28 protein-coding genes are annotated in these 23,695 nt (G+C 73.2%); 12 read left to right on the top strand and 16 right to left on the bottom strand.

The features are described from left to right. Positions 1-111: 111 nt before the first annotated feature. On the bottom strand, positions 112-756 hold the full coding sequence (locus ACIRS1_RS28830; RefSeq protein ID WP_402844895.1) for a TetR family transcriptional regulator: 645 nt from the start codon (positions 754-756) through the stop codon (positions 112-114). An 87-nt stretch (positions 757-843) separates the two neighbouring features. Here ACIRS1_RS28830 and ACIRS1_RS28825 point away from each other — a divergent pair, with 87 nt between their 5' ends. The 3 genes from ACIRS1_RS28825 to ACIRS1_RS28815 all read left to right on the top strand — a co-directional run bounded on the left by ACIRS1_RS28825 (position 844) and on the right by ACIRS1_RS28815 (position 2,829). After that, positions 844-1,518: a class I SAM-dependent methyltransferase gene (locus ACIRS1_RS28825; protein WP_402844897.1), complete on the top strand. Its 675-nt coding sequence runs from the start codon at positions 844-846 to the stop codon at positions 1,516-1,518. Beyond that, positions 1,515-1,709: a hypothetical protein gene (locus tag ACIRS1_RS28820; RefSeq protein WP_402844899.1), complete on the top strand. Its 195-nt coding sequence runs from the start codon at positions 1,515-1,517 to the stop codon at positions 1,707-1,709. Before ACIRS1_RS28825 ends, ACIRS1_RS28820 begins: the two co-directional genes overlap by 4 nt. Before the next feature lie 295 nt (positions 1,710-2,004). Then, positions 2,005-2,829, top strand: a complete 825-nt coding sequence (locus ACIRS1_RS28815) for an SAM-dependent methyltransferase (RefSeq protein WP_402844901.1) — start codon at positions 2,005-2,007, stop codon at positions 2,827-2,829. A gap of 64 nt (positions 2,830-2,893) precedes the next feature. Here the strand turns inward: ACIRS1_RS28815 and ACIRS1_RS28810 are convergent, their stop codons facing one another. Continuing rightward, entirely contained in the window at positions 2,894-3,736 is an 843-nt protein-coding gene (locus ACIRS1_RS28810) for a hypothetical protein (RefSeq protein WP_402844902.1), read from the bottom strand. Continuing rightward, complete coding sequence (locus ACIRS1_RS28805) at positions 3,729-4,241, bottom strand: SigE family RNA polymerase sigma factor (RefSeq protein WP_402844904.1); 513 nt, start codon at positions 4,239-4,241, stop codon at positions 3,729-3,731. The genes ACIRS1_RS28810 and ACIRS1_RS28805 overlap by 8 nt, the downstream gene beginning before the upstream one ends. A 477-nt stretch (positions 4,242-4,718) precedes the next feature. Here ACIRS1_RS28805 and ACIRS1_RS28800 point away from each other — a divergent pair, with 477 nt between their 5' ends. The 4 genes from ACIRS1_RS28800 to ACIRS1_RS28785 all read left to right on the top strand — a co-directional run bounded on the left by ACIRS1_RS28800 (position 4,719) and on the right by ACIRS1_RS28785 (position 7,754). Continuing rightward, a complete protein-coding gene (locus ACIRS1_RS28800) occupies positions 4,719-5,297 on the top strand; it encodes a hypothetical protein (RefSeq protein WP_402844906.1) in 579 nt (192 codons plus the stop codon). 169 nt (positions 5,298-5,466) lie between these two features. After that, positions 5,467-6,027 carry a hypothetical protein gene (locus tag ACIRS1_RS28795; RefSeq protein WP_402844908.1) on the top strand — a complete coding sequence of 187 codons (561 nt, stop codon included), beginning with the start codon at positions 5,467-5,469 and terminating at the stop codon, positions 6,025-6,027. Between the two features lie 459 nt (positions 6,028-6,486). Next, positions 6,487-6,876 carry a tyrosinase cofactor gene (locus tag ACIRS1_RS28790; RefSeq protein ID WP_402844909.1) on the top strand — a complete coding sequence of 130 codons (390 nt, stop codon included), beginning with the start codon at positions 6,487-6,489 and terminating at the stop codon, positions 6,874-6,876. Positions 6,877-6,926: 50 nt separating this feature from the next. Beyond that, positions 6,927-7,754 carry a tyrosinase family protein gene (locus ACIRS1_RS28785; protein ID WP_402844911.1) on the top strand — a complete coding sequence of 276 codons (828 nt, stop codon included), beginning with the start codon at positions 6,927-6,929 and terminating at the stop codon, positions 7,752-7,754. A gap of 68 nt (positions 7,755-7,822) precedes the next feature. On the opposite strand, the gene ACIRS1_RS28780 is transcribed toward ACIRS1_RS28785, so the two are convergent. The 4 genes from ACIRS1_RS28780 to ACIRS1_RS28765 form a co-directional block, all read right to left on the bottom strand. Beyond that, positions 7,823-8,650 (bottom strand): tyrosinase family protein, encoded by an 828-nt coding sequence (locus ACIRS1_RS28780; protein WP_402844911.1) that lies wholly within the window; start codon positions 8,648-8,650, stop codon positions 7,823-7,825. Positions 8,651-8,700: 50 nt separating this feature from the next. After that, positions 8,701-9,090, bottom strand: a complete 390-nt coding sequence (locus ACIRS1_RS28775; protein ID WP_402844909.1) for a tyrosinase cofactor — start codon at positions 9,088-9,090, stop codon at positions 8,701-8,703. 459 nt (positions 9,091-9,549) lie between these two features. Then, positions 9,550-10,110, bottom strand: a complete 561-nt coding sequence (locus ACIRS1_RS28770; protein WP_402844908.1) for a hypothetical protein — start codon at positions 10,108-10,110, stop codon at positions 9,550-9,552. A 169-nt stretch (positions 10,111-10,279) separates the two neighbouring features. Continuing rightward, positions 10,280-10,858, bottom strand: a complete 579-nt coding sequence (locus tag ACIRS1_RS28765; RefSeq protein ID WP_402844906.1) for a hypothetical protein — start codon at positions 10,856-10,858, stop codon at positions 10,280-10,282. 477 nt (positions 10,859-11,335) lie between these two features. Between ACIRS1_RS28765 and ACIRS1_RS28760 the strand changes: the two genes are divergently transcribed. Together ACIRS1_RS28760 and ACIRS1_RS28755 are read left to right on the top strand one after the other, a co-directional pair. Next, positions 11,336-11,848, top strand: a complete 513-nt coding sequence (locus tag ACIRS1_RS28760) for a SigE family RNA polymerase sigma factor (protein WP_402844904.1) — start codon at positions 11,336-11,338, stop codon at positions 11,846-11,848. Further along, positions 11,841-12,683, top strand: a complete 843-nt coding sequence (locus tag ACIRS1_RS28755; RefSeq protein WP_402844902.1) for a hypothetical protein — start codon at positions 11,841-11,843, stop codon at positions 12,681-12,683. Before ACIRS1_RS28760 ends, ACIRS1_RS28755 begins: the two co-directional genes overlap by 8 nt. Positions 12,684-12,747: 64 nt before the next feature. On the opposite strand, the gene ACIRS1_RS28750 is transcribed toward ACIRS1_RS28755, so the two are convergent. The 3 genes from ACIRS1_RS28750 to ACIRS1_RS28740 form a co-directional block, all read right to left on the bottom strand. Next, on the bottom strand, positions 12,748-13,572 hold the full coding sequence (locus ACIRS1_RS28750; RefSeq protein WP_402844901.1) for an SAM-dependent methyltransferase: 825 nt from the start codon (positions 13,570-13,572) through the stop codon (positions 12,748-12,750). Positions 13,573-13,867: 295 nt separating this feature from the next. Beyond that, the gene (locus ACIRS1_RS28745; RefSeq protein ID WP_402844899.1) at positions 13,868-14,062 is read right to left on the bottom strand and encodes a hypothetical protein; all 195 of its coding nucleotides are present in this window, start codon (positions 14,060-14,062) and stop codon (positions 13,868-13,870) included. Beyond that, complete coding sequence (locus ACIRS1_RS28740) at positions 14,059-14,733, bottom strand: class I SAM-dependent methyltransferase (RefSeq protein WP_402844897.1); 675 nt, start codon at positions 14,731-14,733, stop codon at positions 14,059-14,061. The genes ACIRS1_RS28745 and ACIRS1_RS28740 overlap by 4 nt, the downstream gene beginning before the upstream one ends. An 87-nt stretch (positions 14,734-14,820) precedes the next feature. Between ACIRS1_RS28740 and ACIRS1_RS28735 the strand changes: the two genes are divergently transcribed. Continuing rightward, positions 14,821-15,465, top strand: a complete 645-nt coding sequence (locus ACIRS1_RS28735; protein ID WP_402844895.1) for a TetR family transcriptional regulator — start codon at positions 14,821-14,823, stop codon at positions 15,463-15,465. 233 nt (positions 15,466-15,698) lie between these two features. Beyond that, positions 15,699-16,358 (top strand): hypothetical protein, encoded by a 660-nt coding sequence (locus tag ACIRS1_RS28730; RefSeq protein ID WP_402844893.1) that lies wholly within the window; start codon positions 15,699-15,701, stop codon positions 16,356-16,358. Positions 16,359-16,845: 487 nt separating this feature from the next. On the opposite strand, the gene ACIRS1_RS28725 is transcribed toward ACIRS1_RS28730, so the two are convergent. The 5 genes from ACIRS1_RS28725 to ACIRS1_RS28705 form a co-directional block, all read right to left on the bottom strand. Beyond that, positions 16,846-17,562, bottom strand: a complete 717-nt coding sequence (locus tag ACIRS1_RS28725; protein WP_402844891.1) for a flavodoxin family protein — start codon at positions 17,560-17,562, stop codon at positions 16,846-16,848. 115 nt (positions 17,563-17,677) lie between these two features. Beyond that, positions 17,678-17,842 carry a GPR1/FUN34/YaaH family transporter gene (locus ACIRS1_RS28720; RefSeq protein ID WP_402844889.1) on the bottom strand — a complete coding sequence of 55 codons (165 nt, stop codon included), beginning with the start codon at positions 17,840-17,842 and terminating at the stop codon, positions 17,678-17,680. A gap of 271 nt (positions 17,843-18,113) precedes the next feature. Then, positions 18,114-18,809 carry a hypothetical protein gene (locus tag ACIRS1_RS28715; RefSeq protein WP_402844887.1) on the bottom strand — a complete coding sequence of 232 codons (696 nt, stop codon included), beginning with the start codon at positions 18,807-18,809 and terminating at the stop codon, positions 18,114-18,116. A gap of 207 nt (positions 18,810-19,016) precedes the next feature. Continuing rightward, positions 19,017-20,570 (bottom strand): carboxylesterase/lipase family protein, encoded by a 1,554-nt coding sequence (locus ACIRS1_RS28710; RefSeq protein WP_402844886.1) that lies wholly within the window; start codon positions 20,568-20,570, stop codon positions 19,017-19,019. A 407-nt stretch (positions 20,571-20,977) separates the two neighbouring features. Then, the gene (locus ACIRS1_RS28705; RefSeq protein ID WP_402844884.1) at positions 20,978-22,150 is read right to left on the bottom strand and encodes a CopD family protein; all 1,173 of its coding nucleotides are present in this window, start codon (positions 22,148-22,150) and stop codon (positions 20,978-20,980) included. A gap of 418 nt (positions 22,151-22,568) precedes the next feature. Between ACIRS1_RS28705 and ACIRS1_RS28700 the strand changes: the two genes are divergently transcribed. After that, the gene (locus ACIRS1_RS28700; RefSeq protein WP_387899436.1) at positions 22,569-23,399 is read left to right on the top strand and encodes a PIG-L family deacetylase; all 831 of its coding nucleotides are present in this window, start codon (positions 22,569-22,571) and stop codon (positions 23,397-23,399) included. A 36-nt stretch (positions 23,400-23,435) separates the two neighbouring features. On the opposite strand, the gene ACIRS1_RS28695 is transcribed toward ACIRS1_RS28700, so the two are convergent. Continuing rightward, entirely contained in the window at positions 23,436-23,681 is a 246-nt protein-coding gene (locus ACIRS1_RS28695) for a hypothetical protein (RefSeq protein ID WP_402844881.1), read from the bottom strand. Positions 23,682-23,695: the final 14 nt, after the last annotated feature.

Here is a 23,695-nt window from a genome sequence, read left to right as displayed (position 1 = left end):
ACGAGGCCCGCTCCCGGTCGTACTCCGGCGGTTCCGTCCGTCGGAAGGTGCCGGAGGGTGGGCGTCGGCGCCCGCGCGGGGGTGCCGTGAGCCCCGTGGCCGGGGCGGGCGTCAGCCTGCCGGCGGGGCGATCAATTGCGCTGCCATGGCGGCCAGTTCGCGTTCGATGTGAGCCCGGGAGGCCTCGGGTAGGGCGGCGAGACGAAGCGGTCGGGCGGAGATCAGTGAGATCAGCAGCCAGGCCGCCGCATCGGGGTCGGTGCCGGCGCGGAGCTCTCCGTCGGCCTGGCCCCGGCGGAGCAGCGCGGCGAGGGACTCGGCGATCCGGCGCACGGCCGTCTGTCCTGCCTCGGCGACGGATGGTTCGGCGGTGGCCGCGACCGAGTCGGCGAACAGCACGCCGATCGCTCCCCGTGCGTGCAACCGGTCGAGGTGCTCGGGTGCGGTGAGCCCGGTGAGCAGGGCGGACACCGGGACGCCGGAGCCGGCGGCCGCGGCCAGTTCGGTGCAGACGAGGTCGGCGGCGTGCGCCACGACGGCGGTGAAGAGCCTGGCCTTCGATTTGAAGTTCTGGAAGACCACCGGCTCGGTGACGCCGATGCGGGCGGCCACCTCGGAGACCTTGGCGCGCCCGTAGCCGTGTTCGGCGAAGACCTCGGTGGCGGCAGCCAGGATCGTGGCGCGGCGCTCGTCCGCGCTCAGGCGGGTCCGGCGCCGTGCGGTGGGTCGGGTCTCGCTGGGGTCGGGCTCGGTCACCCGATCATCCTAGGGGTTCTCTTGCCGAAGAACTTAGTCGCAACTAAGCTCGGGATTACTTAGTCCGAACTAAGTAGGGAGCGGGAGATGGCGCTCGGACGCCTGCTGCACGGAGACCCCCAGCACGACACCGACGGCACGGCCATCGGCCACGGCCGCGGCTACGAACTGTTCACCACCGTCGCCTTCGGCGGCCGCCGGGACCGGGTGTTCGCCCGGCTCGCCGCCCTCAGCGGCGCCCGGCCTGGCGACCGGGTGCTCGACGTGGGCTGCGGCACCGGCTACCTGACCCGGCGGATGGCCACCGCCGTCGCGCCCGACGGCACGGCTCTCGGCGTCGACCCCGCCGACCAGGTCGTCGACCACGCCCGGCGCCTCGCCGCCGCTCTGCCCGGCTGTACCTTCGAGCGCGGCATAGCGGAGGAACTGGCTGCTCCGGACGCCTCCTTCGACGTGGTCGTCAGCAGCCTGATGATCCACCACCTGCCCGCTGGGGTGAGGCCGCGGGCACTGGCGGAGATGTACCGGGTCTGCCGGCCGGGCGGGCGGCTGCTGGTCGCCGACTTCCGTCCTCCCGAGAGCCGGATCGGACGACACCTCGTCGGTGCCGCCACCGGACCGGCCATGGAACACAACCCGATCGACGAGCTGGACGGCCTGGTGCGGGACGCCGGATTCACCGGGGTCGGGGTCGGCGATCTGCGCCCGTGGATGCGCTACGTGACGGGCGTCCGGCCCGCCGAGCGTCAGGACCCCGCGTGAACCGGCCGCCGGGAGGCCACCGCGTCCTGCGGATCGTCGCCCTGCCGCTGGCAGTCGGCGGTCTCGCCGTCCATCTGTGGCTCGGCACGAAGGCCGGACTCGCCGTCGCAGGGGCAGGCCTGGCCGCACATCTCGTCGCCGCGTTCCTCGGGCGAAGGTGGCTCGAGCGGCGTGACCGCGCCATGTCCTGAGCGTCGTCCGCCGCGCCGCTCCTGATCGCCGGAGATCGGATGGTCACGACGTCGACCGAGAGCGAGGCGACCGCGAGCGAGGCGACCGCGGCCAGGACGCGGGTGAGGCCTTGAGCGCCGGTCGGCTTCCGAGCTGATCGGCGGTCATCTCGCGGCCTCCTGGACGGCCCGCTGGGCCGGGCCCGCCGCTCACGTCGGACGGATCGCGCGACACCGGTCGTGGTGGGCAGCGCGGTGCGTGACGGTTCTTCTACGATCGGCGCACCGGTGCTCCCAGAGACAGGGGTTGGTTCCGATGGCGGATTCCACCGCGGGCGTCGACCCGTCGAAGCCGAGCATCGCTCGGGTCTACGACTATCTGCTCGGCGGGAGGGACAACCACGCCGTCGACCGTGAGGTCGGCGACTACTTCATCAGGGACCTGCCCGGTTCGGTGGCGATCGCGTTCGCCAACCGCCGGGCGCTGATCCGCGCGGTGGGCGGCATGGCCGACGACGGCATCCGCCAGTTCGTCGACATGGGCAGCGGCCTGCCCACCACCGACAACGTGCACCAGGTCGCCCAGCGGCACAGCCCCGGCGCGCGCGTCGTCTACGTGGACGACGATCCGGTCGTGCTCGCTCACGGCCGTGCGCTGCTGGCCGTCGACGACCGCACCGCGATGGTCGAGGCCGATCTGCGCGAGCCGGAGGCGATCCGCGACCATCCCGATGTGGTGCGCCTGATCGACTTCGAGGAGCCGGTGGGACTCGTCTTCAGTGCCGTCCTGCACCACCTCGACGACGACGAACGGCCCGCCGACCTCGTGCGCTGGTGGGCGGACCGGGTGCCGCCCGGCAGCCGGGTCTACATCTCCCACTTCCGCTCCGGCGGGAACGAGGAGACCCGGCTCGCGCAGCAGAAGCTGCAGGACACCTTCGGCCGGGGCCGCTGGCGCACCGACGAGGAGATCACGGACCTGTTCGGTGGCCTGGAGCTGCTCGAACCGGGCCTGGTGAACTGCCCGCTGTGGCGGCCGGATCCCGCGCCGGGGGAGGAGGCCGCCCGAGCCGGGGCGGGGGCACGGGAGCTGACGGTGTGGGAACGGATGATCTCCTGCGCACTGTCCCGCAAGCCGTAGCAGCCCAACGCGCGCCGGGCGGGGATCCGCCCGGCGCCGGGCCCGCACACCGGGGCGACCCGGCCTACCTGCGGGTGTTCTTGACGTTGGGTTGGGTCTTCTGGTTGTAGATCTCCTTGCCGTCGGCGTCGTAGGCGTGGACGTAGGGGGCCGGGGGGAAGGAGGTGCGGTCGGGGCCGGTGGTGACGGCCGCCGCGTAGGCGAACGCGCCGCCCGCCATGACGGCGGGGTACTGCGTCGGGTCGTCGCCGTAGCTGATGGTGACCTTGGCGACGTCGGGCGTGTAGTGCCCGGCGCCCAGCGAGAGGTGCTGCCCGGCGCCGGTCGGTGTGCTGAAGCTGTCGAAGAACTCGATCAGGTGGCCGGCGCCCCACAGGCGGTCGTTGATGAACGTCGCGGGGACGGACTTGCTGGTGCCCTTGTTGCCCTTCGACTCGCACTGCACGTACTGGCCGGCGGAGTCGACGGCGATCACGACACCGTCGGTGTCCGTCGAGGCGACGGGAGTGCGGACCGCGATCACCGCGTGGTACTTCGACGCCTCCGAGCCCAGGCACGAACCCAGGATCCGGGCGACGGCCCCGGCCTCGATCGGAGTCGTCGCCGTACTGGTGACGGCGGGCGCAGCCGGGGCGGAAGGGGACGCCGACACGGAGGGGGTGCCGATGGGGGCTGCCCCCTGTTGTGGTTCCGGTGACCGTCGTGGTTCCGGTGAGTGCAACGCGGACGGGAGCGCCAGGCACAGGACCGCTGCGGTGCAGGCCGCGGTCGCGGCCAGGGCGTGCCGGCGGCGGCGGCGCCGGTCGGCGCGTCTGCGGATCTCCGCGGCGGGCAGGGACGGCGCGGACAACTGCGTGCCGAGCAGCCGCAGCCGGTCGCCGAGGGTGTCGTGGACGGGGTCAGACACGGAGCTTTCCTTCCTCGCTGGTCGGGGCCTGGTCGGCGAGTCTGGTCGCGAGCGCGGTCCGGCCGCGGGCGAGGCGGCTCTTGACGGCGCTGACGCTGGCACCGGTCTCGACCGCGACCTGCTCGACGGAGAGGTCGCACATGTGGTGCAGGACCAGGGCGCTCCGTTGTGCCTCGGGCAGGTCGCGGAGCGCGGTGACCAGCACGAGGTGCTCCTCGGTGGGCGGCTCGACGGTGGGTGGTTCCTGGCGGTGGTGGCGTCCGGCCAGGTGCAGGCCCCGGGCCAGACGCCGCCAGCGGGAGTGGGCCAGCCGCCGGGCCGTGGTCCGGATCCATGCCTCCGGGGCGTCGTCCGGGTCGAGGGTGCGCCGCCGGTCCCATGCACGGATGAAGGCCTCCTGGACCACGTCCTGCGCTTCGGACCAGTTGCCGGTGATCGCGTAGAGCTGCCCGGTCAGGCGGGAGAAGGACGCCGCGTAGAACGCGTCGAACTCCTGTGGCGTCATCAAGGGCCTCTCCTCCGGAGTGTCCGTCAGCTCGCGGCACGGCCGGTCCGCGAGGAGGCGGTCCTCGGCCGCGGCGGTGGAGCCGTGCGTCCTGGGTGGAGCCTCCCGCCCTGTACGCACGAGCGCCGTTGCGGGGTTGCGCCCACGAACTATGACCTGGATCACGTGTGCGGGGTGCGACCTGCCGGGCGTCAGGAGGCGTACAGGGGTGCCGGGCATCAACCGGACGCCCGCAGGAAAGGACACGGATTCATGCGCATCCGCCCGATCGTGCCTATCGCAGCCACCGCCGCAGTGGTCACCGCCGCAGTCATCGCGACCGCGGGGGGAATGGCCACCGCCGCAACCGGTACCCCCGCGCCCACCTCCACGGCGCACATCGAGCCTTCCGCTGCGGCGGCGTCCACAGCCCCCACTGCCTCCGGCAGCGGCTCGGCCGCGGCCTCACCCTCCGGCAGCCCCTCGGCGGCGACCGGTGTGACGGCAAGCCCGGCCGCTCCCGCCGTCACCAGTACGGCGACGACTCCGATCGATGCCGGGGCCGTCGCCCGGATCCTGGGTTCGTGCCTGGGCTCGGAGGCGTCGAAGTACCACGCGGTGATCGCGGTCCGCACTCCCGTCGCCGCGACGGACACCGACGGTGTCGTGATCGCCGTCGACTCCGCCGGCCAGTACGTGCAGTGCGAGTCGAAGGGCGACAAGGGCACGAGCATGTCCGTCCCCGCGACGTTCATCAACGACCGCCTGTGGGGCGCCGGCCACCTGATCGAGTTCTTCGACAGCTTCAGCACACCGACCGGCGCCGGGCAGCACCTCTCGCTGGGCGCCGGGCACTACACCCCCGGCGTCGCCAAGGTCACCATCAGCTACGGCGACGACCCGACGCAGTACCCGGCCGTCATGGCGGGCGGCGCGTTCGCCTACGCGGCGGCCGTCACCACCGGCCCCGACCGCACGTCCTTCCCCCCGGCCCCCTACGTCCACGCCTACGACGCCAACGGCAAGGAGATCTACAACCAGAAGACCCAACCCAACGTCAAGAACACCCGCAAGTAGCCGTAACCCCGGACGCCGAGACGGGCCCGGCTCCGCCCGGAGCCGGGCCCGTCTCGGCGTCTCGGGGCCACCGACGGGACGGCCCGGCCACGGCCGGTGCGCTCCGCACGCGCCGTGGCCGGGGGATGTCCGCTGGCGGGCGGCGGGCGGTGGCGGGCAGGATGCCGCCATGACGACGAGCGGAACCCCCGGGACGGCGGCCGGGGCGGTGCAGGAGCTGCGGGGGATCGCCCACGCGTGGGTCGACGGCCGCTACGCCGAGCTGGAGTCGCTGATCCAGGCCGCTGTCCGCGCCCTGTCCGCGGGCGTGGACACCCCGTCGCTGTGGTTGCTCGCCTGGCTGCTCAGCGGTGAGGAGGCCCAGGCCCCGGGGCTGTTCGACCGGGTGATGGACGAGCTCGGGTTCGGCTTCCGGCCGCCCGGGGGCGCCGGGGACTACTGGCAGGGCCGGCTGGCGCTCGCCCGGTGGTGGGCCGCCGAGATCGCCGGCGGGTGGCTCGACCCCGTCGAGGGGGCCTTGCTCATCGTCGAGAACGTGGCCGAGGCCTACGGGGCGTGCGAGGAGCTGGCACCCGTGGTCGACGCGGTGGCGGTCCACCTGGGCCGGGCCGGATCGCAGGCGCCCGCGGAGGAGATCGCCGCACACCTGACCCGGGCCGCCGGTGAACTCCTGGCCCGTATCCCGCCCCTGCGCGACGACGGGATCCCGGCCCGAGGGGCCGGCATGTGACGTCCCGTCACGAGCCCGGCGCAGTGGCCGGTCGTCGTTTCCCGGGCGGGGCAGGCCGACGCCGGCGCGTGACCGCCTGTCGGCATCGCGTCATCCTGTTCGTGTAGCGACGGTCACAAAGGGCGCGTCAAGGCCGCAGGTTCTGCGGCGCGGGGTCGTCCGGGCGAAGGATGTTCGGTTTCCGCGTGCAGGAATACCGGCGGACCGAATCTCTGGCTGATGTAGAAGATGCAACGACTTTCACGCGACCGGCTTGAATCGATCACTTTCGCTCCTCATTCCGATCACGAATCGGGGCTGTTCGCCCACGACTGGTAGGAATGATTCCGAGCGGGCCGATCGCCATCGGACGTCCTGACCAGCGCCGACGACGCGCCGGGCAGTCGACGTCGCCGACCGGTCCGCGAAGAACGGGGGGCACCGAAAGTTCTTCACACATTCCACCTGGGGGGCATTGCCATGTCCGAAATCACCACCGACCTCACCCGCCGACGGATGCTGCAAGGCGCCGTCGTCGCGACCGCCGTCGCCGCGGGCACGGTCGTCCTGGGCCTCACCGGCCCCACCGCGACACCCGCCGTCGGCGCCGACACGGCGGGCGGCGAGAGCTTCGACGAGGTCTTCCGCGGCCGCCGCATCCAGGGCATGCCGATGTCCGGCGACGGCCACCACGCGATGAGCGGCTACATGGTGCTGATCGACGGCCGGGAGCTGCACATGATGCGCAACGCGGACGGCACCTGGATCAGCGTCATCAACCACTACGAGACCTTCACCACGCCGCGGGCGTTGGTCCGGGCCGCCGTGAACTCCCTGGACGGCGCCGACCTGGCCCCGATCGCCGCCTGACTCCGGACCGCACAACGGCCTCCGCACAGACCACCCTCGAAGGAAGAACCATGGCAGTCCGCAAGAACCAGGCGACCATGACGGCCGCGGAGAAGCGCGCATTCGTCAACGCCGTCCTGGAACTCAAGCGCCGCGGCGCCTACGACGCGTTCGTCAGCACGCACAACGACTTCATCATGAGCGACACCGACACCACCGAGCGCACCGGTCACCGCTCGCCGTCCTTCCTGCCCTGGCACCGCAGCTTCCTGCTGCGCTTCGAGCGGGCGCTGCAGGCGATCGACGCCACCGTCACGCTGCCGTACTGGGACTGGACCACCGACCGCACCCCGGACTCCTCCCTCTGGGGCCCGGACTTCCTCGGCGGGGGCGGCGGCGCCACCGACGGCCGGGTGACCACGGGCCCGTTCGCGCAGAGCTCCGGCAACTGGACGCTCACCGTCAGGCCCGACTCCCGCAACTACCTGATCCGCCGGCTGGGCCAGAGCGGTCAGGGCCTGCCGACCAGGGCCGACGTGGACGCCGTGCTGGCGATGGCCACGTACGACGCCGCGCCGTTCAACAGTTCCAGCGCCGGCTTCCGCAACAACCTGGAGGGCTGGACGGGCGTCAACGTGCACAACCGGGTGCACGTCTGGGTCGGCGGCACCATGAGCACCGGGATGTCGCCCAACGACCCGGTGTTCTGGATGCACCACTGCATGATCGACCGCCTCTGGGCCGGCTGGCAGAGCCGCCACCCGGGCGAGGGCTACCAGCCCGTCCGCCGCACCAGGAACGTGGTCGCCCTGAACGACAGCATGAAGCCGTGGAACGACGTCACCCCGGCCGACCTGCTGGACCACACCAAGTTCTACACGTACGACACCGCGTACTGATCCGGCCGGCCCGGGTCGGGGGTCGGGGCAGTGGCCACTGCCCCGACCCCCGACCCGGGCCGGCCGGATCAGTACGCGGTGTCGTACGTGTAGAACTTGGTGTGGTCCAGCAGGTCGGCCGGGGTGACGTCGTTCCACGGCTTCATGCTGTCGTTCAGGGCGACCACGTTCCTGGTGCGGCGGACGGGCTGGTAGCCCTCGCCCGGGTGGCGGCTCTGCCAGCCGGCCCAGAGGCGGTCGATCATGCAGTGGTGCATCCAGAACACCGGGTCGTTGGGCGACATCCCGGTGCTCATGGTGCCGCCGACCCAGACGTGCACCCGGTTGTGCACGTTGACGCCCGTCCAGCCCTCCAGGTTGTTGCGGAAGCCGGCGCTGGAACTGTTGAACGGCGCGGCGTCGTACGTGGCCATCGCCAGCACGGCGTCCACGTCGGCCCTGGTCGGCAGGCCCTGACCGCTCTGGCCCAGCCGGCGGATCAGGTAGTTGCGGGAGTCGGGCCTGACGGTGAGCGTCCAGTTGCCGGAGCTCTGCGCGAACGGGCCCGTGGTCACCCGGCCGTCGGTGGCGCCGCCGCCCCCGCCGAGGAAGTCCGGGCCCCAGAGGGAGGAGTCCGGGGTGCGGTCGGTGGTCCAGTCCCAGTACGGCAGCGTGACGGTGGCGTCGATCGCCTGCAGCGCCCGCTCGAAGCGCAGCAGGAAGCTGCGGTGCCAGGGCAGGAAGGACGGCGAGCGGTGACCGGTGCGCTCGGTGGTGTCGGTGTCGCTCATGATGAAGTCGTTGTGCGTGCTGACGAACGCGTCGTAGGCGCCGCGGCGCTTGAGTTCCAGGACGGCGTTGACGAATGCGCGCTTCTCCGCGGCCGTCATGGTCGCCTGGTTCTTGCGGACTGCCATGGTTCTTCCTTCGAGGGTGGTCTGTGCGGAGGCCGTTGTGCGGTCCGGAGTCAGGCGGCGATCGGGGCCAGGTCGGCGCCGTCCAGGGAGTTCACGGCGGCCCGGACCAACGCCCGCGGCGTGGTGAAGGTCTCGTAGTGGTTGATGACGCTGATCCAGGTGCCGTCCGCGTTGCGCATCATGTGCAGCTCCCGGCCGTCGATCAGCACCATGTAGCCGCTCATCGCGTGGTGGCCGTCGCCGGACATCGGCATGCCCTGGATGCGGCGGCCGCGGAAGACCTCGTCGAAGCTCTCGCCGCCCGCCGTGTCGGCGCCGACGGCGGGTGTCGCGGTGGGGCCGGTGAGGCCCAGGACGACCGTGCCCGCGGCGACGGCGGTCGCGACGACGGCGCCTTGCAGCATCCGTCGGCGGGTGAGGTCGGTGGTGATTTCGGACATGGCAATGCCCCCCAGGTGGAATGTGTGAAGAACTTTCGGTGCCCCCCGTTCTTCGCGGACCGGTCGGCGACGTCGACTGCCCGGCGCGTCGTCGGCGCTGGTCAGGACGTCCGATGGCGATCGGCCCGCTCGGAATCATTCCTACCAGTCGTGGGCGAACAGCCCCGATTCGTGATCGGAATGAGGAGCGAAAGTGATCGATTCAAGCCGGTCGCGTGAAAGTCGTTGCATCTTCTACATCAGCCAGAGATTCGGTCCGCCGGTATTCCTGCACGCGGAAACCGAACATCCTTCGCCCGGACGACCCCGCGCCGCAGAACCTGCGGCCTTGACGCGCCCTTTGTGACCGTCGCTACACGAACAGGATGACGCGATGCCGACAGGCGGTCACGCGCCGGCGTCGGCCTGCCCCGCCCGGGAAACGACGACCGGCCACTGCGCCGGGCTCGTGACGGGACGTCACATGCCGGCCCCTCGGGCCGGGATCCCGTCGTCGCGCAGGGGCGGGATACGGGCCAGGAGTTCACCGGCGGCCCGGGTCAGGTGTGCGGCGATCTCCTCCGCGGGCGCCTGCGATCCGGCCCGGCCCAGGTGGACCGCCACCGCGTCGACCACGGGTGCCAGCTCCTCGCACGCCCCGTAGGCCTCGGCCACGTTCTCGACGATGAGCAAGGCCCCCTCGACGGGGTCGAGCCACCCGCCGGCGATCTCGGCGGCCCACCACCGGGCGAGCGCCAGCCGGCCCTGCCAGTAGTCCCCGGCGCCCCCGGGCGGCCGGAAGCCGAACCCGAGCTCGTCCATCACCCGGTCGAACAGCCCCGGGGCCTGGGCCTCCTCACCGCTGAGCAGCCAGGCGAGCAACCACAGCGACGGGGTGTCCACGCCCGCGGACAGGGCGCGGACAGCGGCCTGGATCAGCGACTCCAGCTCGGCGTAGCGGCCGTCGACCCACGCGTGGGCGATCCCCCGCAGCTCCTGCACCGCCCCGGCCGCCGTCCCGGGGGTTCCGCTCGTCGTCATGGCGGCATCCTGCCCGCCACCGCCCGCCGCCCGCCAGCGGACATCCCCCGGCCACGGCGCGTGCGGAGCGCACCGGCCGTGGCCGGGCCGTCCCGTCGGTGGCCCCGAGACGCCGAGACGGGCCCGGCTCCGGGCGGAGCCGGGCCCGTCTCGGCGTCCGGGGTTACGGCTACTTGCGGGTGTTCTTGACGTTGGGTTGGGTCTTCTGGTTGTAGATCTCCTTGCCGTTGGCGTCGTAGGCGTGGACGTAGGGGGCCGGGGGGAAGGACGTGCGGTCGGGGCCGGTGGTGACGGCCGCCGCGTAGGCGAACGCGCCGCCCGCCATGACGGCCGGGTACTGCGTCGGGTCGTCGCCGTAGCTGATGGTGACCTTGGCGACGCCGGGGGTGTAGTGCCCGGCGCCCAGCGAGAGGTGCTGCCCGGCGCCGGTCGGTGTGCTGAAGCTGTCGAAGAACTCGATCAGGTGGCCGGCGCCCCACAGGCGGTCGTTGATGAACGTCGCGGGGACGGACATGCTCGTGCCCTTGTCGCCCTTCGACTCGCACTGCACGTACTGGCCGGCGGAGTCGACGGCGATCACGACACCGTCGGTGTCCGTCGCGGCGACGGGAGTGCGGACCGCGATCACCGCGTGGTACTTCGACGCCTCCGAGCCCAGGCACGAACCCAGGATCCGGGCGACGGCCCCGGCATCGATCGGAGTCGTCGCCGTACTGGTGACGGCGGGAGCGGCCGGGCTTGCCGTCACACCGGTCGCCGCCGAGGGGCTGCCGGAGGGTGAGGCCGCGGCCGAGCCGCTGCCGGAGGCAGTGGGGGCTGTGGACGCCGCCGCAGCGGAAGGCTCGATGTGCGCCGTGGAGGTGGGCGCGGGGGTACCGGTTGCGGCGGTGGCCATTCCCCCCGCGGTCGCGATGACTGCGGCGGTGACCACTGCGGCGGTGGCTGCGATAGGCACGATCGGGCGGATGCGCATGAATCCGTGTCCTTTCCTGCGGGCGTCCGGTTGATGCCCGGCACCCCTGTACGCCTCCTGACGCCCGGCAGGTCGCACCCCGCACACGTGATCCAGGTCATAGTTCGTGGGCGCAACCCCGCAACGGCGCTCGTGCGTACAGGGCGGGAGGCTCCACCCAGGACGCACGGCTCCACCGCCGCGGCCGAGGACCGCCTCCTCGCGGACCGGCCGTGCCGCGAGCTGACGGACACTCCGGAGGAGAGGCCCTTGATGACGCCACAGGAGTTCGACGCGTTCTACGCGGCGTCCTTCTCCCGCCTGACCGGGCAGCTCTACGCGATCACCGGCAACTGGTCCGAAGCGCAGGACGTGGTCCAGGAGGCCTTCATCCGTGCATGGGACCGGCGGCGCACCCTCGACCCGGACGACGCCCCGGAGGCATGGATCCGGACCACGGCCCGGCGGCTGGCCCACTCCCGCTGGCGGCGTCTGGCCCGGGGCCTGCACCTGGCCGGACGCCACCACCGCCAGGAACCACCCACCGTCGAGCCGCCCACCGAGGAGCACCTCGTGCTGGTCACCGCGCTCCGCGACCTGCCCGAGGCACAACGGAGCGCCCTGGTCCTGCACCACATGTGCGACCTCTCCGTCGAGCAGGTCGCGGTCGAGACCGGTGCCAGCGTCAGCGCCGTCAAGAGCCGCCTCGCCCGCGGCCGGACCGCGCTCGCGACCAGACTCGCCGACCAGGCCCCGACCAGCGAGGAAGGAAAGCTCCGTGTCTGACCCCGTCCACGACACCCTCGGCGACCGGCTGCGGCTGCTCGGCACGCAGTTGTCCGCGCCGTCCCTGCCCGCCGCGGAGATCCGCAGACGCGCCGACCGGCGCCGCCGCCGCCGGCACGCCCTGGCCGCGACCGCGGCCTGCACCGCAGCGGTCCTGTGCCTGGCGCTCCCGTCCGCGTTGCACTCACCGGAACCACGACGGTCACCGGAACCACAACAGGGGGCAGCCCCCATCGGCACCCCCTCCGTGTCGGCGTCCCCTTCCGCCCCGGCTGCGCCCGCCGTCACCAGTACGGCGACGACTCCGATCGAGGCCGGGGCCGTCGCCCGGATCCTGGGTTCGTGCCTGGGCTCGGAGGCGTCGAAGTACCACGCGGTGATCGCGGTCCGCACTCCCGTCGCCTCGACGGACACCGACGGTGTCGTGATCGCCGTCGACTCCGCCGGCCAGTACGTGCAGTGCGAGTCGAAGGGCAACAAGGGCACCAGCAAGTCCGTCCCCGCGACGTTCATCAACGACCGCCTGTGGGGCGCCGGCCACCTGATCGAGTTCTTCGACAGCTTCAGCACACCGACCGGCGCCGGGCAGCACCTCTCGCTGGGCGCCGGGCACTACACGCCCGACGTCGCCAAGGTCACCATCAGCTACGGCGACGACCCGACGCAGTACCCCGCCGTCATGGCGGGCGGCGCGTTCGCCTACGCGGCGGCCGTCACCACCGGCCCCGACCGCACCTCCTTCCCCCCGGCCCCCTACGTCCACGCCTACGACGCCGACGGCAAGGAGATCTACAACCAGAAGACCCAACCCAACGTCAAGAACACCCGCAGGTAGGCCGGGTCGCCCCGGTGTGCGGGCCCGGCGCCGGGCGGATCCCCGCCCGGCGCGCGTTGGGCTGCTACGGCTTGCGGGACAGTGCGCAGGAGATCATCCGTTCCCACACCGTCAGCTCCCGTGCCCCCGCCCCGGCTCGGGCGGCCTCCTCCCCCGGCGCGGGATCCGGCCGCCACAGCGGGCAGTTCACCAGGCCCGGTTCGAGCAGCTCCAGGCCACCGAACAGGTCCGTGATCTCCTCGTCGGTGCGCCAGCGGCCCCGGCCGAAGGTGTCCTGCAGCTTCTGCTGCGCGAGCCGGGTCTCCTCGTTCCCGCCGGAGCGGAAGTGGGAGATGTAGACCCGGCTGCCGGGCGGCACCCGGTCCGCCCACCAGCGCACGAGGTCGGCGGGCCGTTCGTCGTCGTCGAGGTGGTGCAGGACGGCACTGAAGACGAGTCCCACCGGCTCCTCGAAGTCGATCAGGCGCACCACATCGGGATGGTCGCGGATCGCCTCCGGCTCGCGCAGATCGGCCTCGACCATCGCGGTGCGGTCGTCGACGGCCAGCAGCGCACGGCCGTGAGCGAGCACGACCGGATCGTCGTCCACGTAGACGACGCGCGCGCCGGGGCTGTGCCGCTGGGCGACCTGGTGCACGTTGTCGGTGGTGGGCAGGCCGCTGCCCATGTCGACGAACTGGCGGATGCCGTCGTCGGCCATGCCGCCCACCGCGCGGATCAGCGCCCGGCGGTTGGCGAACGCGATCGCCACCGAACCGGGCAGGTCCCTGATGAAGTAGTCGCCGACCTCACGGTCGACGGCGTGGTTGTCCCTCCCGCCGAGCAGATAGTCGTAGACCCGAGCGATGCTCGGCTTCGACGGGTCGACGCCCGCGGTGGAATCCGCCATCGGAACCAACCCCTGTCTCTGGGAGCACCGGTGCGCCGATCGTAGAAGAACCGTCACGCACCGCGCTGCCCACCACGACCGGTGTCGCGCGATCCGTCCGACGTGAGCGGCGGGCCCGGCCCAGCGGGCCGTCCAGGAGGCCGCGAGATGACCGCCGATCAGCTCGGAAGCCGACCGGCGCTCAAGGCCTCACCCGCGTCCTGGCCGCGGTCGCCTCGCTCGCGGTCGCCTCGCTCTCGGTCGACGTCGTGACCATCCGATCTCCGGCGATCAGGAGCGGCGCGGCGGACGACGCTCAGGACATGGCGCGGTCACGCCGCTCGAGCCACCTTCGCCCGAGGAACGCGGCGACGAGATGTGCGGCCAGGCCTGCCCCTGCGACGGCGAGTCCGGCCTTCGTGCCGAGCCACAGATGGACGGCGAGACCGCCGACTGCCAGCGGCAGGGCGACGATCCGCAGGACGCGGTGGCCTCCCGGCGGCCGGTTCACGCGGGGTCCTGACGCTCGGCGGGCCGGACGCCCGTCACGTAGCGCATCCACGGGCGCAGATCGCCGACCCCGACCCCGGTGAATCCGGCGTCCCGCACCAGGCCGTCCAGCTCGTCGATCGGGTTGTGTTCCATGGCCGGTCCGGTGGCGGCACCGACGAGGTGTCGTCCGATCCGGCTCTCGGGAGGACGGAAGTCGGCGACCAGCAGCCGCCCGCCCGGCCGGCAGACCCGGTACATCTCCGCCAGTGCCCGCGGCCTCACCCCAGCGGGCAGGTGGTGGATCATCAGGCTGCTGACGACCACGTCGAAGGAGGCGTCCGGAGCAGCCAGTTCCTCCGCTATGCCGCGCTCGAAGGTACAGCCGGGCAGAGCGGCGGCGAGGCGCCGGGCGTGGTCGACGACCTGGTCGGCGGGGTCGACGCCGAGAGCCGTGCCGTCGGGCGCGACGGCGGTGGCCATCCGCCGGGTCAGGTAGCCGGTGCCGCAGCCCACGTCGAGCACCCGGTCGCCAGGCCGGGCGCCGCTGAGGGCGGCGAGCCGGGCGAACACCCGGTCCCGGCGGCCGCCGAAGGCGACGGTGGTGAACAGTTCGTAGCCGCGGCCGTGGCCGATGGCCGTGCCGTCGGTGTCGTGCTGGGGGTCTCCGTGCAGCAGGCGTCCGAGCGCCATCTCCCGCTCCCTACTTAGTTCGGACTAAGTAATCCCGAGCTTAGTTGCGACTAAGTTCTTCGGCAAGAGAACCCCTAGGATGATCGGGTGACCGAGCCCGACCCCAGCGAGACCCGACCCACCGCACGGCGCCGGACCCGCCTGAGCGCGGACGAGCGCCGCGCCACGATCCTGGCTGCCGCCACCGAGGTCTTCGCCGAACACGGCTACGGGCGCGCCAAGGTCTCCGAGGTGGCCGCCCGCATCGGCGTCACCGAGCCGGTGGTCTTCCAGAACTTCAAATCGAAGGCCAGGCTCTTCACCGCCGTCGTGGCGCACGCCGCCGACCTCGTCTGCACCGAACTGGCCGCGGCCGCCGGCTCCGGCGTCCCGGTGTCCGCCCTGCTCACCGGGCTCACCGCACCCGAGCACCTCGACCGGTTGCACGCACGGGGAGCGATCGGCGTGCTGTTCGCCGACTCGGTCGCGGCCACCGCCGAACCATCCGTCGCCGAGGCAGGACAGACGGCCGTGCGCCGGATCGCCGAGTCCCTCGCCGCGCTGCTCCGCCGGGGCCAGGCCGACGGAGAGCTCCGCGCCGGCACCGACCCCGATGCGGCGGCCTGGCTGCTGATCTCACTGATCTCCGCCCGACCGCTTCGTCTCGCCGCCCTACCCGAGGCCTCCCGGGCTCACATCGAACGCGAACTGGCCGCCATGGCAGCGCAATTGATCGCCCCGCCGGCAGGCTGACGCCCGCCCCGGCCACGGGGCTCACGGCACCCCCGCGCGGGCGCCGACGCCCACCCTCCGGCACCTTCCGACGGACGGAACCGCCGGAGTACGACCGGGAGCGGGCCTCGTGAGCGGCGTCCGGGCGGATCCGTGTAGGGTCGGCGGCTGATCAGGCTCAGCCGGACCGTCTGGGGGCGGGAATGCTTTTCGGCGCGAACAGGAACCGCCCGGCGGAAGCCCCCGTCGAGCCCGTGGGCTGGGAACGGGTCAGGGAGTTCGTGGTCGGCGACGTCGAACGGCCTGCCACTCCCACGCGCAACCGCATCACGCGGGGCCCCCGCGCCGTCCGCGTGGCCAAGCGCGGCACGAACGACCGCGTCCTCGCCCCGTGCGCGTACGTGGCCATGTCGGACCTGCCGCTACCGGTGTCGGCTCCCCCTGCCCGCGGTCCTGAGCTCGCCCTCTTCGAAGACCGCGACGCCACCCGTCTACTCTGCTACGTCGGCGAACCGCAGGAGGTCGCCGGCGAGCGACACCACCCCGTCCACGACGGCCAGGGGCAGCTCATCGGGACCCTTCGCCGCGTTCCGCCCAGGCGTCCTTTCCGCCACACCTGGGCCATCGACCAACCGGACCACCCCACCATCGTCGGCCGGAACGAGTGGATCGCGGGCGGCTCGCCGAAGGACGCGCTCGCGCGGGCGGCCGGCCGGTTCGCGGTCGGTGTCCTCGGAGCCGTCGCCGACCTCGGAGCCGACGGCGGGGACCACCCCGCCAAGCCGCGCACCCTGGAATGGCGTGCCGACGGCGTGGTAGTGATGCTCTCCGAAGGAAGCGAGAAGGTCACCGTCAAGGCGGAGTGGATCGACCGCCGCCTGGCGTTCGCCTTCGCGCTCCTGGGAGACCGCTGAGACGGGCCTCGCCCCACGGACGAGGATCCGCGCCGCGGCTGCGGCGATGGGCGCGCCGATCCTCGCCGAGGAAATGCCCGCACTCACCTCCGCCGGGCCGGCGGAGCGAGCCGGCCACCGTCCTCCGCGGACTCCTCACCGCCTGCGCGGTGATCGCCGTCGCGGCGGCAGGTCCTGCTCGCCGGATCGCCACATCGGCCCCGCCACGGGAGCTCGCAGCGGTGCTGCTCGGGCCCGCCCGGCTCGGCAGCCCGACCGCCGGACAATCCGGGGGCAGACCCGGCCTTGAACGTCACCCCGCCCGGCGAGGCCGTCTTCGCCGAACCCGGTACCACGCTCGGCCCGGTCACCATGGAGGGCGTCCTCAAAGAGCTCGTGGGCCCCGCACCGGCCGCACGCTGACCCCGACCCAAGTCCTCGGCCCCTGCCCCGCGGGGGTCTCGGGCGCTCCGGCCCCTCGCACCTGGGCCGTCCCGTCCGCAGCGGATCAGCGGTGTTCGGGGTTCTCGAAGTCGAAGCGGCAGCCGGCGTCCCATTCGGAGCGCTGGTTGCCGTGGGCGGGGATGCCACCGGCGTCCTTCAGCAGCCTGGCCAGGTGGAGCTGGTTCCAGGTCATGAAGGTGGTGTTGCGGTTGGTGAAGTCGTTGTCCGGGCCGCCGGAGCCCTCGTCGAGGTAGGACGGACCGGGGCCGGCCTCGCCGACCCAGCCGGCGTCGGCCTGCGGGGGGATCGTGTAGCCCAGGTGCTGGAGGCTGTAGAGCACGTTCATCGCGCAGTGCTTGGCGCCGTCCTCGTTGCCGGTGATCAGACAGCCGCCGACCCGGCCGTAGTAGGCGTACTGGCCCTCGGAGTTGAGGATCGACGAGCAGGCGTACAGCCGCTCGACGACCTGCTTCATGACGGAGGAGTTGTCGCCGAGCCAGACCGGCCCGGCGAGGGTGAGGATGTCGGCGGCCATCACCTTGGAGTAGATGACGGGCCACTCGTCGGTGTCCCAGCCGTGTTCGGTCATGTCGGGCCAGACGCCGGTGGCGATGTCGAGGTCGACGGCCCGGAGGACCTCGACCTCGACGCCCTGGCGTTCGAGGATGCCGGTGCTGACGTCTATCAGGCCCTGGGTGTGGCTGCGTTCCGGGGAGCGCTTGAGGGTGCAGTTGATCACCAGGGCGCGAAGGTCGGCGTACGACGTCGTCGGGTCCGGCACGGGTTCCTCCCACGTGGTCCGGGAGCCGGGCGGGTCGCGGACTCCCCGTACAGCTGACCAGCCCGGCGGCGCGGGCGCGCGCCGGGCTGGTCCGGTCGCCTGACGGTCGACGCGGTCAGGTGCCCCGGTACCAGCTCAGGACGAACGTGGTCATCGCGAAGGCCGCGAGGCCGAGGGCGCCGGGATCGGCGATGGTCGTGGGTGCCGCCGGAGGGGTCGGCGGAGCCGGCGGTTTCGGGGGGAGCACGGAGCCCGGATCGGTCCTGCCGGTACCCGCCACGACGACTCCTCTCCACGGCGTGCCCGACCGCGCCGCCCGCCCGTGTCCTTCCGGCGGGCACGGCGCCCCCGGGTTCGCCGTGGCGTGCCTCGGGCACCCGCTCATCGGCGGCCGTGCTTCCGGGCCGGGACCGTTCCCCGGCGCGGAAGCCCGTCGCACCGCTCGCGTCTTTCCGGTCTGCGGACGCTCAATCCGACCGGCCGACCGGCTGGACGAGCGAGCCGCGCCGCTGCCCGGGCCGAGCGGCTCCTCCGGCCGGACGTCCTGCGAGTCAGCCTTCCGTGCTCGGCCCTGCGGCCGCCGTCCCAGCAGTCCCGGACGGGCCGGCCAGGGTGACGGGCAGGCCGGCCTCGATGCGGCTCAGCAGGCGGCCGCCGTGGACGCCGGGCGCGTCGAAGCCGCGCAGCTCGTCCGGGTCCTCCCCGGTGCCGGTGGTCAGGACCTCGGGCACGAGCACCGTCGCGGCGTCGACCGGCGGCCCGCCGGCGGAGGGGGCGAGGTAGGCGGGCGCGAGCACCGGACCGTGCAGGATGCCCTCGACCAGGTCGGGGGCGAACTCGGCGGACAGCACCGTGACCCGGGCGTGCAGGTCGCCGTGGAGCATCACGAGCTTGTCGGTCATGTTGCCGACGAAGGCCTCGACGTGGACGTCCCCGCGGACGAGGAGCTTGGCGTCGCCCTCCAGGTAGACGGCGGCGGCCCTGAGGTCCCCGAGGACGATCAGCGCCGGGCAGCCGTCGTCGGTGTTGAGGACGGCACCGGTGACGGCGAGGTCGCCGTCGACGACGTAGCCGGTGCCGTCCGGCTCCGCGGCGTCGAGGTCAAGGTGACCGTCGACCGTCAAATCGCCGGAGTGGACGTCGTACTCCTCCTCGTAGAGGTTCTCGTAGGAGGAGACGGGCAGCCCGCGGCGCTCGAAGAGGGCGACCGCCTCGTCCCAACTGTGGCTCGTGGTGGTGATGTTCATGGGCCGAACTGTGTCATGCGGCACTGTCAGCCAGGACCTCGGGACGGCCGCCGGTGGCCGGCCGGCACCGTGCGCGTCCGGTCCGCCGGGTGCCGGTGGAGGAGCCGGCCGCCGCGGGGGTGACGGCCCGGGTGTCCACGCCCGCCCGCGGGCCGGGCTGACCCCACCCGTGACCCCGGCCGCCGGGGCTCGTCCGGGTGAGAGGCATCAGCCGCCGAGCAGCGGGATGGCGGCGAAGTCGTGGTCCTGCCAGAGCAGTCGGGAGGCCTCCTCCGGGTAGGGGGCGACGGCCGGGTGCGCGTCGAGGAGCTGGACGAGGCGCCGCCCGGGCTCGTGGGCGGGCCAGCCCGGGTCCCCGTCGGTCGCGAAGGCCGTCCAGGCGGTGCGCATCCGCGCGGAGAGCTCCTCCGCCTCCGGCGAGGGGGTGTCGCCGATCAGCAACGCGGGTTGGCCGCTGCTCAGGTTGCCGAAGACGAGCGGGACGTCGAGGCCGTGGCAGGCGCCGAGGATCCCGCCGAGGCCGGGGGCGGGCCAGGTGAGCTCGTAGAGGAACGTCCGCCCGCCGGCGGCGGCGTGCGCCCGGGCGAGGTGGAGGGTCGGCATGCGGAACAGCCAGTCGGCGTTGACCAGTTCGTAGAGTTCCTCGGGGCCGGCCGCCGGGTGGGCGGCCCGGTGGCGGCGGGCGCCGTCCGGGCCGGGGGCGAGCATCCGCAGGGCGGTCTCGGCCTGTTCCTCGGTGACCTGGCCGAGCACGCCGTCGATCAGGCTGAACAGCCGGTGTTCGTCGCGGGTGTGGCCGACGAGGAGGTCGACGTCCGCGGCGGTGCCGGTGGGGGCACCGGTGGCGAGGGCCTGCCAGGGGGTGGCGGGCAGGACGTCGCCGTCGACGACGGGGGCGAACGGGATCGGCCGGTGGGTGATCGGGCCCCAGCGGTCCGCCCACCGGCCGATCTTCGCGGAGACGGCGTCGCCCGCGGCGGGCAGCCGGGCCGGGTCGACGGTGGACAGGTCGGCCACCGTGGGCCGCAGTCCCAGTTCGGCGGCGCAGGCGGCGGCGACGTCGGCGGCCAGCTCGGGCGTGAGGAACGTCCCCGGCACGCTCTGCGCGACGGCCCGGCGGAAGAGTCCGGCCGCCCGCGGCATCGCCAGCAGAGCGGCGACCGAGCCGCCGCCCGCCGACTGGCCGGCGACCGTGACCCGCGACGGGTCGCCACCGAAGGCCCGGACGTTGTCGTGGACCCAGCGCAGGGCGGCGAGCTGGTCGAGCAGACCGCGGTTGGCGGGGGCGCCCTCGATCTGCGCGAAGCCCTCCAGGCCCAGCCGGTAGTTGAGCGTGACCACGACGAGGCCGCCCGCGGCCAGCCGGCCGCCGTCGAACTCGGGCAGCGCGGAGGAGCCGATCACGTAGCCGCCGCCGGGGATCCACACCAGCACCGGGAGGCCCGCGCCCGGGCCCGGGTCGGGCGACCAGACGTTGACCGTCAGCCAGTCACCGTCCGCGGCCGGATCGGCGGGGCCGTCCGTGCCGAGCACTCCGGCCTGGGGCGGTGGCGGGCCGTACGCCTCGGCCGCCCGCACGCCGGCCCACCCGCGGACGGGCTGCGGTGCGGCGAAGCGCAGCGCCCCGACCGGCGGCTCGGCGAACGGGACGCCGCGGAAGACCGCGAGCCCCGCTTCCCAGGTGCCGCGCAGCGCACCCGCGGTGGTGCGGGCCTCCGGTGCGGGCGTGGACTCGGACGGGCTGGCTGTGGAGGCGGTCACGACGACGTCCCTTCCGGCGGATCCGGCTGGTGCGGCCGATCCGGACCGAGACGCGCCGGTCCGGTCCGGTCCGGTCCGGTCCGGTCCGGTCCGGTCCGGTTCGGGCAACCGGGTCGGCACCGGACGACGAAGGGCCCGGCCGCCCGCTCCGCGGATCATCGCACCGGATCGGCGGTCGGGCCACTGGTTTTGGGGACGGCCGCGGGCGGCGGGGCGGGCGGGCGCCCTAGCGGCGGGACAGGCGGGCAGGCGCCGTGGCGGCCGGGCTTCGGCGGGTGCGGCAGGCGGGCGACGACGACCGGGCTTCGGCGCCGGGGGCGCACACGACGGAGGGCGGGGCGTCCGCCGGAAACCGCCGCGGTGACGCCCCGCCCCTCCGCCCGCCTGCGCCGCCGCAGCGGGTCCGGTCAGGCCGCGGCCGTGGTGGGCGTGCGGCGGGCCAGCGCGTCGGAGGCCTTGGCCGTGGCGTAGAGCGAGACGACCAGGGCGACGACCAGGGCGGCCCCGCCGGCGAACACCGTGGTGGAGGAGACGGCCTTGGCGCTGCCGGCCTCGGTGCGGGCCGAGCCCGAGATGAAGGGCATGACGGCGAGCACGGCGACGCCGAGCGCGACCTCGCCCCACACGACCAGCGGGAAGTGCCGCAGGGTCAGGTGCAGCAGCGAGCTCTGGTCGTCGGCCCGGCGGGCCTGGACGATCCGCGGCATCAGGCGGAACTGGTTGAAGGCTCCGGCGGCGACGAGGCCGAGGACCAGCAGGACCTTGACGGACAGGGCGATGCCGTAGCCGGTGGTCCACAGCTGGGAGACCGCGCCGACGTGCTTCCAGCTCAGCCAGAGGCCCGACACGGTGACCGCGCCGACGCAGACCATGGCGACCAGGCTGAACCGGCGCCACACGTCGGCCCAGAGCAGTCCGGCGCCGTCGCCGAGCCGGCCGCGGGTGCCGGCCAGGGCGACCAGGAGGGCGAGGCCGCCGAGCCAGACCACGCCGGAGACGATGTGGGTCTGGTCGAAGACGAGGTCCAGCCAGCGGTCGAGGTCGGCGGGCTTGGTGGCCGGGACGGCGCCGATCAGGGTGACGGCGAGCGAGAGCGGCAGCGCGAGGAGGGCGACGGCGTCGACGTGCCGGCGGACGGCCGGGACGAACAGGGACGTCAGGGCGGCGGCCGTCACCACCAGGACCGCGTTCTGCACCAGGTAGACGGTGCCCTGGGCGATCCAGGCGCCCTTGGCGGCGGGGGCCTGCAGGAAGTCCAGGATCCGGTCGGGCACGAGGGCGTCACCGAAGGGCATCCCCTTGCCGGCGCGTGCCACCCGGGCCGCGAGCTGGAAGTACCCGGCGACCAGCAGCACCACGCCCGCCCAGGCGAGGTAGGCCGCGGTTCTTCTTCGCAGCACCACCGTGTCCTCGGGGCGTGTCTGCGGCGCGCGCAGCGCGGGGCGGACGGTGGTGGCGTAGGTGACGGTGGCACCGATGGCCCCGCTGAGGCCGAGGAAGTAGCCGGTCTTGCTGAGGATCCGCCAGGCCTGGGGCATGACGTATCCGGCCGTGGTCGCGGCCAGGGAGGCAGTGTGCATGAGGTAAGGCTAACCTAAATATGCACGCTCGAGAACACCCCGTCGACCACGGTGAGCAACCATCGCCGTCTCGCGAGCTCCCCGCCACGCCACCCGCGATCCCGACGTTTCGGCTGGTGAGACAGCCGGGGCGGCTGTGACACCAGCGTGCCGGGCGGGCGTGACGGCGGGGACGGCCGCGCCTCACCGCCACGCTCCGTACACGAAACGGCGATGGCGCCGGACCGGCCGTCCGACGCCACCACCGCTCGCATCAGGCCTGCGGAGTGCGCCCCGCACCGGAGGCCGGGCGGCCGGAATAGCGGGCGGTGGCCCCGTCGTTCCCAACAGTCGATCAGAACCACGGCGAACCACGCTCCCTGTCGGCCCCGTGCCGCAGACTGAGGCCGAACACTCGGCAGACCGAAGGATGAGCCCCATGACTGACCGGCCCTTGACCCTGATGGCCGTGCACGCCCACCCCGACGACGAGGCCACCGGCACGGGCGGTGTGCTCGCCCGCTACGCGGCCGAGGGCATCCGCACGGTGCTCGTCACCTGTACCGACGGCGCCTGCGGAGACGGTCCGGGGGGCGTCAAGCCCGGCGAGGCCGGGCACGACCCGGCGGCCGTCGCCGCGATGCGCCGTCAGGAGCTGGAGGCCAGCTGCGAGGTCCTCGAGGTCGGCCACCTGGAACTGCTCGAGTACGGCGACTCCGGGATGATGGGCTGGCCCGCCAACGACGCGCCCGGCTCGTTCTGGACGACGCCGGTGGACGAGGCGGCGGCCCGCCTGGCCGACCTGATGCGGAAGTACCAACCCGACGTGGTCGTGACGTACGACGAGAACGGCTTCTACGGCCACCCCGACCACATCCAGGCCAACCGCATCACGACGCGGGCGCTGGAGCTGGTCGGCACGGCTCCGAAGGTGTACTGGACGACGGCGCCGCGCTCGATGATGGCGAAGTTCGGGGAGGTCATGCGCGAGCTCGGCGGGGAGTGGGAGGAGCCGGGCAGCGAGGGGTCGGAGCTGCCCGAGATCGGCCTCCCCGACGAGGAGATCACCACCTGGGTGGACGCCACCGGGTTCGGCGGCCAGAAGTACGACGCGCTGGCCGCGCACGCCAGCCAGGGCGAGAACATCTTCTTCCTGAAGATGGGCAAGGAGAAGTTCACCCAGCTGATGGGTGTGGAGACCTTCGTCCGGGTGCACGACACCACCGACGCGGAACTGCCCGAGAACGACCTCTTCGCCGGCCTGCGCTGAACGACCCGCCACCCGGGCCACGGCGCCGCCCTCCGGTCACGGCCAGCCCGTCGGCCTCGCCGTCGCCGTGGCCCGGGCGGCGGCGATCGCGGCACAGGAGCGCCGGACCTCCTCCGCCGCCCAGCCGGCGGGCAGCGGCCCCTGGGCCCGGAGGGCGGCGGCCCGCCGCTGGAGGTCGCGGAGCGCCCCGCCCTGGGCGCTGGACAGACCCATCTCCTGGTAGTCGCCGAGGTCGGTGCCGCCGTCGAGGGCGGTCTGCAGCCAGGGCCCGATGCTCAGCACGCAGTCCGCCACGG

Source organism: Kitasatospora sp. NPDC101176 (assembly GCF_044768035.1).
GTDB lineage: Bacteria > Actinomycetota > Actinomycetes > Streptomycetales > Streptomycetaceae > Kitasatospora.
The sequence above is the reverse complement of the archived record's forward strand: the minus strand, read 5'-3'. Positions and strand labels throughout refer to the sequence as shown.